Annotated in this window: 15 protein-coding genes; 10 read left to right on the top strand and 5 right to left on the bottom strand. The window is 43.5% G+C overall.

The window, feature by feature from the left end:
• Position 1 precedes the first annotated feature (1 nt).
• A complete protein-coding gene (locus E7Z59_RS08520; RefSeq protein WP_136335894.1) occupies positions 2-730 on the top strand; it encodes a nitroreductase family protein in 729 nt (242 codons plus the stop codon).
• 283 nt (positions 731-1,013) lie between these two features.
• Positions 1,014-1,586 carry a hypothetical protein gene (locus tag E7Z59_RS08515; protein WP_136335893.1) on the top strand — a complete coding sequence of 191 codons (573 nt, stop codon included), beginning with the start codon at positions 1,014-1,016 and terminating at the stop codon, positions 1,584-1,586.
• A gap of 40 nt (positions 1,587-1,626) precedes the next feature.
• Here the strand turns inward: E7Z59_RS08515 and E7Z59_RS08510 are convergent, their stop codons facing one another.
• Genes E7Z59_RS08510 through E7Z59_RS08490 form a run of 5 tightly spaced genes read right to left on the bottom strand, consistent with a single transcriptional unit; the run spans position 1,627 to position 6,224 of the window.
• Entirely contained in the window at positions 1,627-2,484 is an 858-nt protein-coding gene (locus E7Z59_RS08510) for a 5-oxoprolinase subunit C family protein (protein WP_136335892.1), read from the bottom strand.
• Entirely contained in the window at positions 2,468-3,202 is a 735-nt protein-coding gene (pxpB, locus tag E7Z59_RS08505; RefSeq protein WP_136335891.1) for a 5-oxoprolinase subunit PxpB, read from the bottom strand. The genes E7Z59_RS08510 and pxpB overlap by 17 nt, the downstream gene beginning before the upstream one ends.
• Before the next feature lie 3 nt (positions 3,203-3,205).
• Positions 3,206-3,925 carry a 5-oxoprolinase subunit PxpA gene (gene pxpA, locus E7Z59_RS08500; protein ID WP_242015659.1) on the bottom strand — a complete coding sequence of 240 codons (720 nt, stop codon included), beginning with the start codon at positions 3,923-3,925 and terminating at the stop codon, positions 3,206-3,208.
• On the bottom strand, positions 3,922-5,124 hold the full coding sequence (locus E7Z59_RS08495; RefSeq protein ID WP_136335890.1) for an Nramp family divalent metal transporter: 1,203 nt from the start codon (positions 5,122-5,124) through the stop codon (positions 3,922-3,924). The genes pxpA and E7Z59_RS08495 overlap by 4 nt, the downstream gene beginning before the upstream one ends.
• Positions 5,121-6,224 carry a DUF2891 domain-containing protein gene (locus tag E7Z59_RS08490; RefSeq protein WP_136335889.1) on the bottom strand — a complete coding sequence of 368 codons (1,104 nt, stop codon included), beginning with the start codon at positions 6,222-6,224 and terminating at the stop codon, positions 5,121-5,123. The genes E7Z59_RS08495 and E7Z59_RS08490 overlap by 4 nt, the downstream gene beginning before the upstream one ends.
• Before the next feature lie 188 nt (positions 6,225-6,412).
• Here E7Z59_RS08490 and E7Z59_RS08485 point away from each other — a divergent pair, with 188 nt between their 5' ends.
• The 8 genes from E7Z59_RS08485 to E7Z59_RS08450 all read left to right on the top strand — a co-directional run bounded on the left by E7Z59_RS08485 (position 6,413) and on the right by E7Z59_RS08450 (position 18,168).
• Positions 6,413-7,606, top strand: a complete 1,194-nt coding sequence (locus tag E7Z59_RS08485; RefSeq protein WP_136335888.1) for an MFS transporter — start codon at positions 6,413-6,415, stop codon at positions 7,604-7,606.
• 321 nt (positions 7,607-7,927) lie between these two features.
• Complete coding sequence (locus E7Z59_RS08480; protein ID WP_136335887.1) at positions 7,928-8,470, top strand: hypothetical protein; 543 nt, start codon at positions 7,928-7,930, stop codon at positions 8,468-8,470.
• Between the two features lie 166 nt (positions 8,471-8,636).
• Positions 8,637-10,478: an adenylate/guanylate cyclase domain-containing protein gene (locus E7Z59_RS08475; protein ID WP_168731265.1), complete on the top strand. Its 1,842-nt coding sequence runs from the start codon at positions 8,637-8,639 to the stop codon at positions 10,476-10,478.
• Positions 10,479-10,818: 340 nt separating this feature from the next.
• The gene (locus E7Z59_RS08470; RefSeq protein WP_136335885.1) at positions 10,819-11,325 is read left to right on the top strand and encodes a hypothetical protein; all 507 of its coding nucleotides are present in this window, start codon (positions 10,819-10,821) and stop codon (positions 11,323-11,325) included.
• 78 nt (positions 11,326-11,403) lie between these two features.
• On the top strand, positions 11,404-13,269 hold the full coding sequence (locus E7Z59_RS08465; RefSeq protein ID WP_168731264.1) for an adenylate/guanylate cyclase domain-containing protein: 1,866 nt from the start codon (positions 11,404-11,406) through the stop codon (positions 13,267-13,269).
• A gap of 272 nt (positions 13,270-13,541) precedes the next feature.
• Positions 13,542-14,411, top strand: a complete 870-nt coding sequence (locus E7Z59_RS08460; protein ID WP_242015658.1) for a cyclase family protein — start codon at positions 13,542-13,544, stop codon at positions 14,409-14,411.
• 79 nt (positions 14,412-14,490) lie between these two features.
• Positions 14,491-14,874 (top strand): septal ring lytic transglycosylase RlpA family protein, encoded by a 384-nt coding sequence (locus E7Z59_RS08455; RefSeq protein WP_136335883.1) that lies wholly within the window; start codon positions 14,491-14,493, stop codon positions 14,872-14,874.
• 579 nt (positions 14,875-15,453) lie between these two features.
• The gene (locus E7Z59_RS08450; RefSeq protein WP_136335882.1) at positions 15,454-18,168 is read left to right on the top strand and encodes a phosphoenolpyruvate carboxylase; all 2,715 of its coding nucleotides are present in this window, start codon (positions 15,454-15,456) and stop codon (positions 18,166-18,168) included.
• Positions 18,169-18,208: the final 40 nt, after the last annotated feature.

The following is an 18,208-nucleotide window of genomic DNA, read 5'->3' as shown; positions in this document are numbered from 1 at the left end:
CATGGAAAAAACCGTAAGTGAAGCCATCCATTACCGCAGATCGGTAAGGGTGTTCAGGGATGATATTGACCTGGATACAGAAATGGTTAAAGAATGTATACAAAATGCTACCCTGGCCCCTACCAGTAGCAACCTGCAATTATGGGAATTCTATCATATTACCTCTCCGGATATTCTCAAGGAAATGACGGAGGCCTGCCTTGGACAAAATGCTGCAAAGACCGCTAAACAATTAGTGGTGGTGGTAAGTCGTAAGGACCTCTATAAACAGCGGGCTAAAGAAAACATTGAATTCCTTCGTTCTGTTTATGGTGATAAACCGGAATCTGAATACAGCAGGCGGGAAAAGTTTGCTGTTAATTATTATAAAAAACTGATCCCAACTATCTACACTGATTTTCTTGGCATATTCGGGCAATTAAAATATTTAGCTTTTAACCTTATCGGCATATTTAAACCCATCTATCGACAGGTGCGAAGGAGTGATCTTCGTATCGTGGCTCAGAAAAGCGCCGGACTTGCTGCACAAACCTTTATGTTGAGTATGGCAGCTAAAGGGTATGATACCTGCCCCATGGAAGGGAGCGATACTTTAAGGGTTAAAAAGATCCTTGGTATTCCACGAAAAGCGGAGATCAATATGGTGATCGGTTGTGGTGTAAGGGCCGAAAACGGTGTATACGGACCGCGTTTCAGGGTTCCTTTTGAAGACACCTATACCCAGGTCTGACGAGGGATGAGCAGCCGGGATCGTATTTCATATACCACCTTGCTCACATAACTTTTAACCTCTTGTTAATCAAAATTTAAAGGTGTAATAACCGATTATTGGTATTCAACAAATTTTACTCCAACCAAATATTAATCTGTTGATTTTCTGCGACTTCTATACACGTTAATCTCGAAAACCACTGGTCGTTTTTTTCAGGGCCGTAAACGTTTAATTTTTCTTTATCCCTTGTATTTAGCTTGATTTGACTCTACTTAATAGTAGTAACCAAATTTTAGGCTTTATGAACAGGACTCCATCTTATTTTGACATGTACGAAAGGTTATCTTCACAAACCATGACAGATTTTGAGAAGATACAGATTCTCATCGAAAATGAAAATGCCGAAGCCCCCGACCAGCTTTACTCCCTGCTTGGTGATATGGAGGATATGTTTAGAAGGAATAAATTGGTGCAGTTCATGGATATTGCCAGGTACCGCGCAAAATTGCTCTCGTCACGCATAGCGATCGATCGCAGAATTCCTCGTCCGAACCTGCAAATTCAGGCCGCATCAGAGTTGCTGCCAACTATTACTAAAACTGTAAAAGAAGCAATGAAACCATTAGAGGAAGGGATCCTGGAGATCAAGGCCACCGTTAAAGACATGGTGGATCAGGCTTATGACCAAAAGCTTGTACGTTATAATGACGGATTAAACTTTACTGAGTTTATCCAGGCTTTATGGCGATTATTGATCAGGGATGAGCAATTTAAGCCCAGAACGCTGGCGCTGCTGGAAAGGATCTCAAAAAATGAAGCCCTGCAGCTCATTGCTGAAGAAGTCAATAAAAGAAAAAGCTTAGAAAGAGCATAATTAGGTTCCATAATTGTTGAAGAAGGTTGCTTTCTGTTGTTCAGTAAGCAGCCTTTTTTAGTTGAAACCGGAAGATCACCGTATCTCCCTCCTTCTTCTGACTCAACCTTGCTATTGCCTCAGGCGTCAATTGCAAAATCCTGGGATACCCCCCGGTGGTTTGTCCATCCTTCATCAGAATAATCAGCTTCCCCTCCGGGGTACATTGCACCGTTCCGGGTTGGGTGGCCGAGGTTAGAATGGAGAGATCATGCGCATAGATCTTTTCCTTTAGTTGATAGGCCATTCTGTTATTCTCGTGGGCTACCCTGAAAATACCTTTATGAAGCTGTTCCTTTTGCAAATCACTTAACAGTTTATATTCCGGGCCGGGATCCACAGCAAGGATCTCTCCGGAGAGATAACTTTCGGCATAAGAACTTGTTTTAGAACCGTGATCCGGCTCGCTATCACCCACTTCCAGTACATCCCCTTTCCGGAGATGATCTCCGGGAGTAATCGGATAATACCAGGACCTGCTTCCCAGTACCAATGGGGTATCAAACCCACCCTTAATGGCGAGATAAGCCCTGAACCCTTTTTTCAAGCGTCCGAACTTTAAGCGTTGCCCGGGTTGTGCCTTGTATCTGATATTATTTTGTAGTGGCTGATCATCTAACTGAGGTGATAATAGAGCTCCGGAAATGGCAAATTCACACCCTTCTTCAAATTCTAAAACAGGGCCGGTCATGGTGATCTCCATCACTGCTGCGCCAACAGAATTCCCTGCAATGGCATTGGCATGATCGGCAGCTTTTTCATCCATAGCTCCACTAATGGGTACGCCCTTATCCCGCAGGCCAAACCTCCCCTTATCCTGTATAGTGGTAAATAAACCGGGGTTATACACTTTGATCATCGAGCTCCAGGGTTTTAATTTGAAAGACTCCCGCATCCACCTGTATAGTGAAAAGTTCGTGCATGTCTTTATTGATAGCGTAAAACCGTATCTGATCGCCTACAGAAATACCACAAGGCGGGTCGTTCAAAGCATTAAAAACCTTAATGGGTGAATTCCCGATAATGTTCCATCCTCCTGGGGATTCCTGGGGATAGATTCCGGTTTGCTGCCCCCCTATGCCCACAGAACCCCGGGGCACCTTTAAACGGGGTTTCTCCCTCCTGGGAAAATGAATCCTTTCATCAAGCCCTCCCAGGTACATGAACCCCGGCAAGAACCCAATGGCATATACGGTATAAGGTCTTGCGGTATGCAGGTAAATGATCTCCTGTTTACTCAATCCAACCGAAGCAGACAGGGCCTCAAGGTCCATGCAGAACGGAGGGTCGTAACACACAGGGATGTTCCATATTTTTCTTTTTGCAGCTACCCTTTGAGTTACCTTTCCATAGAGCGATTTCAGGTGGTCAATGACCGTTGAATGTTCTATCGGATATCTACTGATGAGGGTGAGTGAATTATAGGCAGGAACGATCTCGTAATGGGAATAATGCTCACTGATGATCAATCTGAATCGTATCATGTCTTCTAAAATGAGCTCACTGATCGTGGGTGGCCATTCAATAAGAATAGCCATTTGCCCAAAGGATCTGTATTCAAGATCGAAAGCATTCACCGTTTAAGAATTCATGTGTTCATTCAAATAGTGCAATATCGCTACTGCGTTCTCTGTATCAGAGTGTATGCAGATCGTATCAGCCTGTATCGGAAGCTCCTTGCCGGTCTCGGTAACAACCTTCCCTTTACTTATAGCTCGTATATGATCAAGTACCTTTTCCTTTTCAGTGATAAGGGCATTGGGGAGTTTTCTGCTAACCAGTTTCAAGGTTTCGGTATAATTACGATCGCCAAAGGCCTCTATCGCCACGCTGAAACCACGAGATATCGCCTTCTTCTGAATAACAGAATCATATGGCACATACAACATTGCAATATCCTTATACTTCTCAACCACATCCAGGTAGGTTGCAACAAGGTCAGGGTCTTTAGCCAGGTCGTTATATAAGGCACCATGTGCCTTGATATGATGTAAACGGGCTTTGTTCTGTTCAAGGGCCTGTTCAAAATCTTCTAATTGCTTTTTCAGGGCCTTTTTCAATTCTTCAGCCGGCATATGCACAGATACCCTTCCAAAATTCTCCCTGTCCGGATAAGAAGGATGTGCCCCTATGGCCACATGGTGCGCCTTGGCCAAAGCCACGACCCTCTTCATAGTCTCCTCATCTCCGGCATGACCCCCACACGCAATATTACAAGATTGTATTAAAGGCATGATAACTTCTTCATTATGCATCCCTTCTCCAAGATCGCAGTTGATATTAACAGGGCTGTCACTCAAAACAGGTCGAATACTTTTATGATGCTTTTAACACCGAGAAATACGGTGAACAAAACGATAATAAAGGTAAGGATATTTTGGGGGACTGTATTCCGATATTTTCCCAAAACTGAGCTCTTATTCACCACCCAGAACAAAAAAACAGCGATCACCGGGAGTAAAATACCATTAGCCACCTGGGCAAATTTAATGAGTTCAATGGGCTGAATCCCCATGGTTTGTAAGATGACCCCAACAAATAAAACAATGAGCCATACCACCCGAAATCTAAAATCCTGAAGGCCACCCTGCCATCCAAAACAGCTCTTTGCCACATAGGCTGCTGCAAGAGGTGCGGTAACTGCTGAGGTAATACCCGCTGCAAAGAGTCCCACTCCCAGGAAATATCGGGCAGCATTGCCAAACAACGGTTCCAGGCTTTCGGCAAGATCCAATACAGAGGTGATATCATTCACATTCATAGCGGCCGAAGAAATAATTATACACATAGAAACCACCCCTCCGAGTGCTATAGAAGCAACGGTGTCTATGCGGGAAGCTTTCAGACCATCAATATTTTGCCACCGCTCTTTAACCAGGGAGGCGTGAAGAAAGAGATTATAGGGCACTACGGTGGTACCCACTAACGCAGCTACCATCAGAATATTACTGTCATTAACAGCAGGGACAAACATTCCTTTTAGGATCTCCATAAAATTCGGTCCGGTTAAGATGGCCGTTAACACAAAAGAAATACTCATCAGTAACACCAGGGTGATCAATATACGTTCCATGGCCTTGTAATTCTGTACCATCAAAATAGCCGCCGCCAGGATGCCAACTACTCCAGGGTAAAAATTATACCCGGGCTTACCAAACAGCGCCTCCAACCCCAAAACAGCCCCGCTGATATTACCGCCTTCATAGGCTGAATTCCCGACAATAATAGCCGCCAGGATCAATAGCAGCGAGAAAACGCGCAGATATTGTCCTGAAATATTCTCCTGAATCACCTGAGACAGCCCTTTTTGGGTGACTATACCTACCCGACTCGCCATTTCCTGAAGTACGATGGTAGCCAGGATAGATACAACCATGGCCCATAACAAACTATATCCAAATCCTGCTCCTGCCAATGTACAGACCGTTACCGTTCCCGGACCGATAAAGGCAGCTGCAACAAGTGTTCCCGGCCCTATGTTTCGCAATATATTTTTCATTGTTGAGCGCTGTTTAAGGCATAAATGGCAAAGGTGCCCAGCCAGTGGGTTCCTTCATAATTGTCGTCGGTGATAGCCGGTAAAGAATAAGCAATATGTTCACGGGCTGTATTCTTTAGATGCTCATAGCCCGGCAGGGTGTTCGCAATGCCGTACAAGCACCATGCCCTGCTGAAGTTCACCCCATCAAGATGCACTAATTTACCATCGGCCCGATCAACTACCTTGCCGGGTTCCAGCGAAAAATCCTTATCTGCAAGTTCCGGTAGAAACTTTTTCAGCCAGATGGTAAAATCCTCTTCAGACAAAACGCGACGCATCAGATCGGCCTCCTCCAGGCAGGGAGAAAGAAAATCGGAGCCTCCTGGTTCCCAGGTCAGCGGACAATCTTCGTCAGCCGCATAATATTCTTGAGCCCGTCTGTAAATGAGCTCCTTTAATTCTTCATGCCCTGTGGCTACCGCATAATCCCACGCAAAAGAAAGTCCGAATGCGGTATTGGGATGTTCTCCAACCCGAATAGGATATAGAAGTTTGGGAAGAAAATTAATATAACCCTGTACAATGACACCGGTAAGGGGCTCCAAATTACTTTCAAGGGTTCTGGCCATAGGATCATCCCAGGATCGAAGCTCTTCTGCCAGCTTTAACAGCCAGGCCCAGCCATAGGTACGCTCGTAATTGGCATTGCCTTCCATCTCAAAATAGGCTACCTCAGCAGCGATATTCTCCTGACTGATGTTCTCCAGTAATTGCTGACGAATACTATCTGCACCCTCTATTTCCGGATAGTCCTTTAATAGTTTAACCAGACTCCAGTGGCCGTGAACCGAAGAATGCCAGTCAAAACACCCGTAAAAGGCCGGGTGCAATTCCCGGGGCAATCTCAAATGGGTAGAGTCGTTAAGGGTTTGCCCTAAACGATTCGGGTACTCGGTCTGCATGCAATGCATGGGGAGTTCGGCCAGGCGATTTGCTTCTTCCAGGGTTAAGGTAATAGGCGGTAAAAGGGCTGCTTCTGCAGGATTCTTTTCCTCCTTTTTGCATGAAGCCAGTAAAAGTATAATCAGCAGTACTGCAGTAAGGGTTTGTAGTTTCATTCGTTGGTGTTAGTTATTGTTGGGTTACGCGGTACATTTCACATGTTACCTATTACTCGTAACTCGTACCCCGTAACTCGTCACTTCAGAGGGAAAACTACTAAATAAATTTCAAAATCTACCTTTTCGTCAACTTTTGAAATAATTCTCCTACATCGGTATAAACTTTCTTTGTATTTTCAGGACTTATGATAAAACCAGCCACACCCAGGATAACGAAAGTCAAAAAACACATTCTCCCTGTCATTGTGTTGGCCCAGTTTCTTGGAACTTCTTTGTGGTTTGCCACCAATGCCGTACTCAGCGATATTCAGACCGCCTTTTCACTGGGAGAAGGGTCTTTGGGGCATCTCACTGCGGCGGTACAGTTAGGATTCATCTTAGGCACCCTGGTATTTGCGGTTTTCACCATAGCCGATCGTTTCTCGCCCTCTAAAGTATTTTTTAGTTGTGCGTTGTTGGGTGCTGTCTTTAACCTGGGCGTAGTATTGGGTGAACATTCCCTATGGTCACTGATCGCCCTGAGAACACTCACCGGGTTCTTCCTTGCCGGGATCTATCCGGTAGGTATGAAACTGGCCGCCGATCATTTCGAAAAAGGCCTGGGAAAAAGCCTTGGGTATTTGGTGGGGGCCCTGGTATTGGGTACTGCCCTGCCCCACCTGTTAAATTATGTAACCGTTCTTGGAGATATTCCCTGGAAAGGGGTGATTATAGGAACGACAGTATTGGCAATGATTGGGGGAATACTCATTCTCCTCACCGTCCCTGACGGACCCTACCGGCAACCGGGCAAAGGTTTCCAACCTGAAGGAATCATCAGAGTATTTAAAAACAGGGAATTCAAAGTAGCTGCCATGGGCTATTTTGGTCATATGTGGGAACTCTATGCCTTTTGGGCCTACACCCCTGTAATTCTTATCTATCTCTTTAGGCAAGATCAGGATCTCACCTCCCTGCTGGCGTTTATGGTTATCGGTATCGGCGGACCGGCCTGTGTGTTGGGTGGCTACCGGTCGTTAAATAATGGAGTCAAACCCACGGCAACCCTGGCCTTGCTTTTTTCGGGTATTTGCTGCCTGCTCTCTCCCCTGATTTTCAGTTTTGCAACACCATGGGTTTCATTGGGTTTTCTGGTAGTTTGGGGAATGGTGGTCATTGCCGATTCTCCCCTCTTCTCTACCCTTGTCGCTCAGAATGCCATCCCGGAATTCAAAGGATCTGCCCTGACCATTGTGAATTGCATAGGGTTTAGCATTACCATTTTGAGTATACAATTACTAAACTACCTGCAACAATACCTGCAGGTCCAATTCCTGTTCTTACCCCTTGCCTTGGGCCCCCTCTTTGGATTGTATCTCCTATGGACAAAAGCGAAATGAAGCGCTGAGTCACCCTGATCGTTCAGCAAATTTTATAAATACTTTATGGTTTTTATAAGAAAAATATCACAAAACAATTTCCGTAACTATGTAATTTTATGTAAATTAGAACAGTTTTCATACTTCCCCCTCACCTGAAAAATAATTTCAGTCCCTTAACAATCATATGATCTTAAATAGCTTTTGGCCTGAGGTCATAAACTCAAACGTTGTGGTATTGCTGATTTAACACGAAGCCTTGCCGATATCAGTTATAAGAGAATAAGAACCCGGCTACTTTGCTTCACCTTAAGATCTGGAAACAAACTAAAACCAACCAATATGAAAACTTTAAGTAAACTCTTATCCCTTCTACTATTAGTTCTTAGTATTTCCGTTTTTTCCTGTAAACAGGAAAGTAATTCAGCTTCGGAAGACCCTAAAGCTAAAGCAGGGTTACAAGCACCGGAGCCTAAGACACATTATGTGACCCTAATTGTTGATACAAAAATGATTCCACAGGAGAATCCAAATGATGCTGTAGAAGAATTTTGCAAATTCGAAGGATATAAAGGATCATTAAAAAAATATTGGACCGAAATGTATCTTGGCGACTCGATTGAATGGAGGGGAGTTGCAAAAGACACTACCTATATTATCAATATAACAGGAATTGTATTTGACCAAGGACAGGACCCTTTTCTAAATGGATTTTCTGACTTGCAAGGTTTTGGTAAAAAGGGAAATAAAAAGCGTGGTAAACCATCAAAGGGTACAAATAAAGAATGGCTTAAATATTCTATCCTTTTCACTGTACAGAAAGGAGACAGTATTTCGGAAACTATCAAAATCGATCCGGAACTCAGAATAGAAACTGAAATGTAATTTGTTCAAGTAATTACATTTCCTTTGTTTCACAATATGAAATAACAGTAGAAATGACATTTCTAAAACATATATACTTTTTTATATCCGGCTCATTTTTAAAACTGCCAGATTAAACCTTTTTAGAAGTATGCCATATATATACAGTAAATGTATATTACTCTTAATGTTAGTCAACATCCTTGTTGTAACTAAAGCAAATACCTATGGACAAGGTTCAGAAATTATTGATTCTTTAAAAACTGAACTAAAAAACAGTAAACTAAGTGATGAAGAAAGGCTTTTACTTTTTCATAAGCTTTCTTTCGAGACAAATCTTTCACCTGACGAAAGGCTTTTGTATAGTGATTCTCTTCTAATTTTAGGAAAAGAGCTGGATAATAAAAGAGCTCAGGTCAAAGGGCATTTGCATAAGGGGTTTGCCTTTTACGATTTGAGTAATTATCCCCGAGATATTGAAGAATCTCTTAAAGCGTTAGATCTTGCTATAAGTATTGAGCACAACGTAACGGCTTTAATCTACAGCCATCTAGGGAATTCTTTTCTTAAGATGAATGATTATAAACAAGCTGAAAATTATTTACTAAAAGCCTTAGACGAACAATTAAGATCAAATCCGAAAGATTACCCTGCCTTATTTAATTTATACTTTAACCTTAGTGAATTTTATTTGAACACAGAAGAATTAACTTCTGCTTTCGATTACCTTCAGAAATCTATTGAATATTTCGAAAAAGCAGATTCACCCGGGTTGACTACTCGCGCTCCTTACCTAAAGGGCAATTTGGGTCTATATCATCTAAAACAGGGGGATTATAAACTAGCTGAACCACTACTTCAAGAAGGTGCTAAATCTCTAAGTAGTTGGAACAAGGAGAGCGCGTTAGGGTATTACAATCACCTTATTGATCTGGCTCAATTAATTAATGATACCGAAAAAATAAAATACTATACAAACCGTGCTGGTGAAATGGCTATTAGCGTCAAAGAAAGCACTGAGCTTTCAAAATATTATTATAATCTGTATGAAATAGCTAATTCAGAAAATAATTTTCCATCCGCTCTTAGCAATTATAAAACCTATCATGCGTACCGCGATAGCGCTTTAAATCTTTCGTCTGTTCAAAAAGTTGCCAACCTACAAAACGAACTAGAACTCTCTAATAAACAAAAAGAATTAGAAAGCGAACAATTTAAAGCCAAACAGCAGAAAACACGATTCTATATTTCTGTTATGTTATCCATCCTGCTCATAGTTCTTATAGTAGGTATGTTTAACCGGATCCGTTATGTTCGAAAAACCAGCAGCATCATTGAAGAGGAAAAAGAACGCTCAGACCAACTCCTGAAAAACATTCTTCCCGATGAAACCGCCGATGAACTCAAAGCTTTCGGGAAGGTGACCGCCAAACAATTCGATTCGGTGACCGTGCTCTTCGCCGACTTTTGTGGCTTCACCAAGCACACCTCCAAAATGGGGCCACAGGAATTGGTGGAACGGGTAGATTTCTACTTCTCCAAATTTGACGAGATCATGGAGAAATATGACCTTGAAAAGATCAAAACCATTGGTGATGCCTATATGTGTGCCGGGGGACTCCCCTTTCCCAGTCATGATCACGCCATGAGAATGGTTATGGCTGCCTTTGAAATGCTGGAGTTTGCGCAGCAATTCAAAGATGAGGATCCTGATGACCCCACCCGTTTTGATATCCGCATCGGGATCAACACCGGTCCGGTGATCGCCGGGGTGGTGGGTACCAAAAAATTCGTCTATGATATCTGGGGAGATACCGTAAACATTGCCTCCCGGATGGAATCAAACTCCCAGGCCGGACAGATCAATATCTCGGCAGACACTTACCAGCTCATCAAAAATCAATTGGATTGTACCTATCGTGGCGAAGTAGATGTTAAAAACAAGGGAATGATGAAGATGTATTTTATAAACCCCCTGAACAAGTTACAGAAAGAAAACCTGTACAAAAACCAACGGGTAACCGCTTAACTTCGAACCACTTAACACCCCTTTAAGTCAACCATTAAGGGTGCTGCTCTATATCCGATGACTTCATATTTAATTCTCCTTACCGCTTAAGTAATTACTTATAACGATTAAAGAATTCTTATACGAAACTATATTTCATAAGAAATTGAATTTGTGTATCTTAACATGATATTTTGCTCCCCAAGCCATAATCTATCTTCTTTTTAGTTTGGTAGTCCCCCTTATCTTTCTGCACGTATTACCTGCTTTGCAAAATTTTAGTCGTAAGTAAACCGGATCATTCCCCCGCTAAACCTCACTTATTAGTCTTTGGTGGTAACCTTAGTAAAAATCAATTATTATGAAAATCAGACAAAATACGCATCGCATACTATTTCTTCTTGCTTGTACCCTCATCATGAACGTACCGGTTATGGCTCAGCAAGAGGTGGTTGTTACCCTTTATGTAGATACTGAAAGCATGACCCAGCAGACTCCTGCTAATGATGGCACCAATTACAGTAATTTCCGGCAGGCAGATACGATCACCAATGAAGATTACCTTACCGAAATTAACCTGGGCGACACCATTACCTGGAGAGGAGTGGCAGAAAACGGTACTGATGTTGTTCACATAGAAGCTATTCAACACGTTGAGGGGCCAAATCCATTCCCCGGAGCTACCCCAGATGAAATTACAGGTAGTGATAATAACGGTGGAAGAATGGTAAGGATCGTTCCTGAATCCCGCACTACCGGCAACGGGCCTGTTGACAGTGGAAAATACAAGATCCGGTTCAGGATCGAAAAAGGAGGTGACCTTATTGAAAAAAGCTTTTTGATCGATCCCAGACTCAAAGTGCTGTAATCTCCCCATCCGACCCAGTCAATGAGCTCGTTCACCGTTAATACAACTTCAGCCAGAATAATAAAATGGTTATTCTTAATGCTGCTTACGGTATTTTCGTTTCAAGCAAGAGGGCAAGATGTCATTTCCATCGATTCCATATTAACCCTATATGACGAAGGGATCGTTACCCCTGACTCTTTAAATACAATATACCAAACCCGATCTTTAACCGATAAAGAGAAGATCGAGTTACTACGAGTAATAAGTTTTTATCCGAGTTCGCCTGATTGTATCAAAAATTCACAGACCCTGATCGAACTTTCACGAAAGACCAATGACATTGATGGCCTTATTACAGGGTACATCAACCTGGGTAATGCCTTGGAACAGGAGGGTGATTTTACAGGAAGTATTTCGAATGCCCTTGAAGCCATTAGGGTTGGAGATAGTGCAGAATATCCGAAAAGAGCCAATTCTTACAATAATCTCGGCTACCTGTATACCAAAACCAAAGATTATTCCCAGGCAAAAAAGTACCTGAGAAGGGCGCTGGTCTTGCAAAACAAGATTGACAGTACTGATTATAGATACTTATTAAGCATGCATTATAATCTCGGAGATGTATTTCTGAAGAACAATGAGCTGGACTCAGGCTACTACCACCTGCAGCGAAGTAAAAAATTGGCTTCCCTCCTTAATACCGACCAATACGACCCTTACTTTGAAGGGAATCTTGGGACCTACCTCATGAAAAAAGGAGATCTTGAGGAAGGTAAGGTCCATTTGCTGAATGCAGCTGAACAAATGGTGGAGTATGACGACCCGATAGCCGCCATGGAGTTTTATAATCTTTTAACCGACCTGGCTCAAAAACAAGGAGATGACGAACTAGCGCTTTTATACGCCAATAGAGCCCTGGAACTGGGAAGTGATATTAATGCCTATACCGACCTTATTGATACCTATTACAACTTCTATGAGCTAAGCGAAGCCTCCGGAGATTCCGACAAGGCCCTTGAATACTATAAAACCCATATAGAACTTAAAAACAAGGCTATTAATCTAACTACGGTGCAACAAATGAATAACCTCAGGAATGAGGCTGAGCTCACCAAAAAAGAGAAAGAGGTAGCCTTACAAGAGTTGCGAGCTGACCGAAACCGTACCATCAGTATCATTTCTGCCGTCCTGGTATTTCTTCTCTCGTTGCTCATCATCGGTTTGTTTAACCGGTTTAAATATATCAGAAAGACCAGCAGGATCATCGAACAAGAGAAAGAGCGTTCGGATGCCTTGCTGAGAAACATTCTTCCCGACGAGACTGCAGACGAATTGAAAGCCCATGGAAAGGTGAGCGCGAAACAATTTGATTCGGTCTCGGTGATGTTTGCAGATTTCTGCGGTTTTACCCGCTATTCTCAAAACATGGATCCGGACGCCCTGGTAAAACGGGTAGATTTCTATTTCTCCAAATTCGATGAGATCATGGAGAAATATGACTTGGAAAAGATCAAAACCATGGGAGATGCCTATATGTGTGCAGGCGGACTCCCCTTCCCCAGCGAAGATCACGCGAGACGCATGGTCCTGGCTGCCTTTGAAATGGCCGATTTTGTAGAAGAATTTAAGGCAGAGGCACCTGACGACCCGACCCGGTTTGACTGTCGTATCGGTATTACCACCGGGCCCGTGGTTGCCGGGGTGGTAGGCACCAAAAAGTTTGTCTATGATATCTGGGGAGATACCGTAAACATCGCCTCCCGTATGGAATCAAATTCAGAAGCGGGAAAGATTAATGTTTCCGAAAACACCTATCAGATCATCAAAGATGAATTCGACTGCGATTTTCGCGGGATGGTCGAGGTGAAGAACAAAGGCATGATGAGAATGTATTTCGTAAATCGGGAAGCAAAAGTCAGGAGTAGGGAGTCGGGAGTGGTGAGTCGGAAGGGTTATGGATGATGGATGATGGATTATGAATGATGAATGATGAATGATGAATGGTGAATGGATATAAATTAAATTTTCGTTGTCTTCGCGAGCGATCCCGATTATTCGGGAGAGCGTGGCGATCTCCTGAAATACCCACCCCGTCCACGCCAAGGGCGTGACCATCACCCTTGGAAAGGTGGGGGTAAATCGCGTTTTAAAAATTAATGTTATACCCAGTTGGCCATTTTCCATCGAATTCACAGACCCCTCTGAACCGAGAACCGAGAACAAATTAACAGACAATGCATAAAAATATAAAACAACATATGAAGTTCGGGTTTTGGAATTTGGGTTTTGGAATTTGGAATTTCCTCATATTATGTGCAGCATTTTTAGCAGGATGCACCCAGCAAACAACACCGCCGGTTCAAACTGCTAACAACACCCTGGACAAAATGAAGATCGTTGACCTAACCCATGATTTTTCGAGGGAAACCGTGTATTGGGTCACCGCCAAAGAATTTGAACTGGATACGGTGTTTGCAGGGGTTACCGAACAAGGCTTTTACTATACCGCCAATGATATAACCACTGCTGAGCACGGAGGTACTCATATCGATGCCCCCATTCATTTTGCTGAAGGGAAACTAACAGTTGACCAAATTCCCCTGGAAAGCCTGATGGGAGCTGCCATAAAGATCGATGTTTCTGAGAAGGCCCTTCAGGATCCGGATTACCTGATCTCTGTAGATGATATCGACCGCTGGGAACAAGAGGAGAATACTCCCATCCCGGATGGCAGCATCGTACTTTTCTATACCGGGCATTCTACCTACTACCCTGACAAGAAAAAATACCTGGGCACCGAACAGCGTGGAGAAGAAGCTCTTGATTCCCTCCACTTCCCGGGAATTTCCCCGGAAGCGGCCCAATGGCTCATAGACAACCGCAATATCAAAGCTGTAGGGCTGGATACTCCCAGCCTCGACTACGGTCAATCCAAGAACTTTAAAACCCATGTCATTCTCCTTTCTGAGAACGTTCCCGGATTTGAAAACCTGGCCAACCTCGAACAATTACCCGCCAGCGGTTTTCAGGTGATCGCCCTTCCCATGAAGATCAAAGGTGGCTCAGGTGGGCCGCTTCGTATGATAGCCATTATGAACCCATAGACCGGATACCATATAAATTCAATCGAACTATCAGAATATTCCTATATTTCCATCGTTTTGTCCTAAAAAGTCATTACGTATGTCGTCTTTTATTAAAACCTTCTTAGTTATTTTCCTGCTTATAGGTTCCTATGCATCAGTACAGGCACAGGAAACCGATTCGTTACAGACCACGGGAATGGCCTCCTACTATCACGATAAGTTTGAAGGCCGGCCAACTGCCAGCGGGCAACCCTATAGAAAAGACTCCTTGACGGCGGCCCACCCTACCCTGCCGTTTAATACCCTGGTAAGGGTAACCAACCTCTCTAATGACAAATCGGTCGTGGTCAAGGTCAATGACCGTGGCCCCTTTGTTAGATCCCGTATCATTGATGTTTCTAAAGCTGCCGCCATTGCGCTTGATTTTTTAGAAAAGGGCCTCACCCGGGTAGAGATCCAGGTTGTTACCGATGATGAATGATGAATGATGAATGATGAATGATGAATGATGAATGATGAATGGTGAATCGGGAGTGGAGAGTAGAGAGTAGAGAGTAGAGAAAAAATGAATATTCGTCGTCTTCGCGAGCGATCCGGATTCTTCCGGAGAGCGTGGCGATCTCCTTGTTTAAGTTACGCGAGTACGAAGGTACGTAGGGACGTGGCAATCTCCTGATTATAGTACTTCACACTTAAAACCTCCGACTTTAAAAGAATGTCGAGGTAAAACCTAAAGTTCCTTCGCTGTGCTCAGGATCTCTGGTTTTCATGGATGATTTGCCGTTTTAACTCCTTTACTTCTTTGCCCCTTTACTCCTTTACTTCTTTGCATCTTTACCCTTCCAAAAAATAGTTTTCAACAATGTCATAAACTACAACGATATCGTAGAAAAATGGCCTCAAATCAGTAGCCTGAGTGCTTTTTATCTACCGGTAAAAAGCTTAATATTACAGTACCAAACACAAGGACTATATCTTTATTACACCATAAAGCCTGTGCAATTCCAACCGGTAATTTCCCATGTTCAATAAAAGGTGTGGTTCATAAAATAGCTGACTCATGGTAAAAGAATCACTGCAAACCGAAGGACTCGAAAAAATAAGAACTGACTTCCAGTTTCTGATAGAATTGTTTAAAGAGATGTTGATCTCTGTAGGCGAAGGTGATCTTGCTGCACAACTTCCTTTTGGAGAAGAATTTAACAATATCAAGCCGGGAGCAGACAATGAAAAGTTAACCCAGGCCATAGGAATATGCTTTGAATTACTCAACCTGGCCGAAGAGAATGCAGCCACACAGTACCGTCGACAAATTGAGACCAAACTGGGGATTGAAACAACCCGGGGATCCTGGGGAGAGACCATTTGTCAATGGAAACAGCAAGGAAAAACTGAAAAAGAAATAACACAAAAGCTAAGGCAAATGAAGGTGGTTCCCGTATTAACGGCCCACCCAACAGAAGCTAAGCGGCTTACTGTTCTTGACCTTCACAGAGAACTTTATCTCTTGCTCGTAAAAAGTGAAAATCCAACCTGGTCGGCCGCAGAAAGATCTGCAATAAGAGAAGAGTTTCTCAGTGTGATGGAACGCTGGTGGCGTACCGGGGAGATCTACCTCGAAAAACCCAGCCTTTCTGATGAGCGCAGTAACCTTATGCATTATTTTGTGAATGTTTTCCCCGAAGCGGTACGCCTGCAAGATCAGCGCCTTAAGGATGCCTGGAATGACATGGGTTATTCTCCCTCAAGCCTGCAATGGCCCGAACAATATCCTCAGATCAGTTTTGGAAGCTGGGTTGGGGGCGACAGGGATGGGCACCCCTTTGTAACGCCTGAGTTCACTGCAGAAACCCTGCTCATACACCGCCAGGCCGTCTTACAAATGATTCAAAAAGAACTGAAAGACCTGGCCGCAAAACTCAGCTTTTCAGGATATCAGCATGATTTTCCGGTATCCTTTATAAAAGAACTGGAAGCTACCGCCCTGTTCTTTGGAGATGAAGGACAAAGAGCATTAGACAGGAATCCATCAGAGCCCTTGAGACAATACGTTAATCTTTTACTGGTACGATTAGATCATACCGTGAAGGATAACCGTGAACTTGGCGAAAAAGGATATTTTAAAAGAGCCGGAGACCTGGCCGAAGAATTGAAAAAACTACGTCAGCTTCTCATTGAGGTCGGTGCCAAACGTATTGCAGAGCAATTACTTTTTCCCGTAGAACGTCTCGTCCAATGTTTTGGATTTCATCTTTCAAAACTGGATATCCGGCAAAATAGTGCTTATCATGAAAAAGCCATCAGCCAGATCCTGGCCGCTTCCGGTTATGAAAAACACAATTATGCCGACTGGACCGAGGAAGAGCGTTTAAACTTTCTGAACAAGGAATTAAAAAGTAACCGGCCATTCCTGGTAGCAGGAACCTCCTGTGGTCATGAGGCAGATAATGTTTTGGGGTATCTGACAGCAGTAAAAGAATACACCGATAAATACGGGACAGAAGGTATTGGTACCATCATTGTAAGCATGACGCGAAGTCTTAGTGACCTGCTCCTGGTTTATGTGTTTTTGAGAGAGGTGGGACTTAGTGATGCTCATCTTCCCGTGGCTCCTTTGCTTGAAACCATAGACGACCTGCTGGCAGGACCGGACATCCTTACAAACTTTCTCTCCCACCCTGTTGTTCTTAAACAGCGGGAAGGGGGAACTTCTTTCACCCAGGAGGTGATGTTGGGATACAGCGACAGTAACAAGGATGGAGGTATTTTTACCAGCCGTTGGAATATTTACAAGGCAGAAGAAGACCTCACCAAAGCTGCTGACAAGTTGGGTGTTGACCTTTGCTTTTTTCACGGACGTGGAGGTACCATTAGCCGCGGAGGTGGAAAGATACACCGCTTCCTGGACGCCATGCCCCCGGGTGCCATGAGCGGGCAGATCAAAATGACGGTACAGGGTGAAACCATTGCCAATCAGTTTGCCAACAGACTGACCGCTGCCTATAACCTCGAAATGTTTGTAGCCGGTACGGCAAGACAAGCTATGATCTCAGAAGATGATGAAAGAGATGATCACAGAGACGAAATGATGGACAAACTGGTGGAAATGACCAGGGACACCTATAGAAAATTATTGGATCATCCGCACTTTATTGATTTTTATACCCAGGCCACCCCCATCGATGTACTGGAGCAGAGTAAGATCGGTTCAAGACCGGCAAGAAGAACCGGACAGCGGTCTTTAGATGATCTGCGTTCCATCCCCTGGGTTTTCAGCTGGAACCAGTCGAGGTTTAACCTGACAGGATGGTTCGGATTCGGACTTGCTTTATCGGCCTTTAAAAAAGAGGCTCCTGAGGATTTTGAAAAGATGAAGGACCTGGCAAAAGAATGGCCTTTCCTCAAATACAGCCTTATTCAGATCGAGTCGAACCTGCTGAATGCCGATAAGGAGATCATGAATGCCTTTGCAGCCATGGTGACCCAAAAAGAAGTTCGAGAGGAACTTATGGAGCTTATTCTGAAGGATTATGAACAAGGTCTTGAAAATATTGCCACCCTTATGGGAGCAACTGCTGAAGAACGAAGAATTTCTAAACTGGAAAATAATAAGTTAAGAAACACCGCCTTAAAGGCTTTACATCATATACAGATCGAAGATCTGAAATCCTGGAGGGCTAACCGTGAAAAGGACCCTGCTGAAAATGAGAAGTTGCTGTTGCAATTACTCTTATTGGTAAACGCTCTTTCCGGCGGTTTGAAAAGCACCGGTTGATTTATTGATGATAGATTATGGAATATGAATGATGGATTTG

This window comes from Robertkochia marina (genome assembly GCF_004799345.1).
Lineage (GTDB): Bacteria > Bacteroidota > Bacteroidia > Flavobacteriales > Flavobacteriaceae > Robertkochia > Robertkochia marina.
This window is presented reverse-complemented; position numbering and strand designations above follow the sequence as displayed.

What these genes read in the sequence shown, in the direction of transcription:
- E7Z59_RS08475 (WP_168731265.1), top strand. Translation starts at nt 8,637, where the DNA reads ATGTTAGTCAACATCCTTGTTGTAACTAAAGCAAATACCTATGGACAA.
- E7Z59_RS08465 (WP_168731264.1), top strand. Translation starts at nt 11,404, where the DNA reads ATGCTGCTTACGGTATTTTCGTTTCAAGCAAGAGGGCAAGATGTCATT.
- E7Z59_RS08495 (WP_136335890.1), bottom strand. Translation starts at nt 5,124, where the DNA reads ATGAAAAATATATTGCGAAACATAGGGCCGGGAACACTTGTTGCAGCT.
- E7Z59_RS08485 (WP_136335888.1), top strand. Translation starts at nt 6,413, where the DNA reads ATGATAAAACCAGCCACACCCAGGATAACGAAAGTCAAAAAACACATT.
- E7Z59_RS08510 (WP_136335892.1), bottom strand. Translation starts at nt 2,484, where the DNA reads ATGATCAAAGTGTATAACCCCGGTTTATTTACCACTATACAGGATAAG.
- E7Z59_RS08470 (WP_136335885.1), top strand. Translation starts at nt 10,819, where the DNA reads ATGAAAATCAGACAAAATACGCATCGCATACTATTTCTTCTTGCTTGT.
- E7Z59_RS08480 (WP_136335887.1), top strand. Translation starts at nt 7,928, where the DNA reads ATGAAAACTTTAAGTAAACTCTTATCCCTTCTACTATTAGTTCTTAGT.
- E7Z59_RS08520 (WP_136335894.1), top strand. Translation starts at nt 2, where the DNA reads ATGGAAAAAACCGTAAGTGAAGCCATCCATTACCGCAGATCGGTAAGG.
- E7Z59_RS08450 (WP_136335882.1), top strand. Translation starts at nt 15,454, where the DNA reads ATGGTAAAAGAATCACTGCAAACCGAAGGACTCGAAAAAATAAGAACT.
- E7Z59_RS08455 (WP_136335883.1), top strand. Translation starts at nt 14,491, where the DNA reads ATGTCGTCTTTTATTAAAACCTTCTTAGTTATTTTCCTGCTTATAGGT.
- E7Z59_RS08460 (WP_242015658.1), top strand. Translation starts at nt 13,542, where the DNA reads ATGCATAAAAATATAAAACAACATATGAAGTTCGGGTTTTGGAATTTG.
- E7Z59_RS08490 (WP_136335889.1), bottom strand. Translation starts at nt 6,224, where the DNA reads ATGAAACTACAAACCCTTACTGCAGTACTGCTGATTATACTTTTACTG.
- E7Z59_RS08515 (WP_136335893.1), top strand. Translation starts at nt 1,014, where the DNA reads ATGAACAGGACTCCATCTTATTTTGACATGTACGAAAGGTTATCTTCA.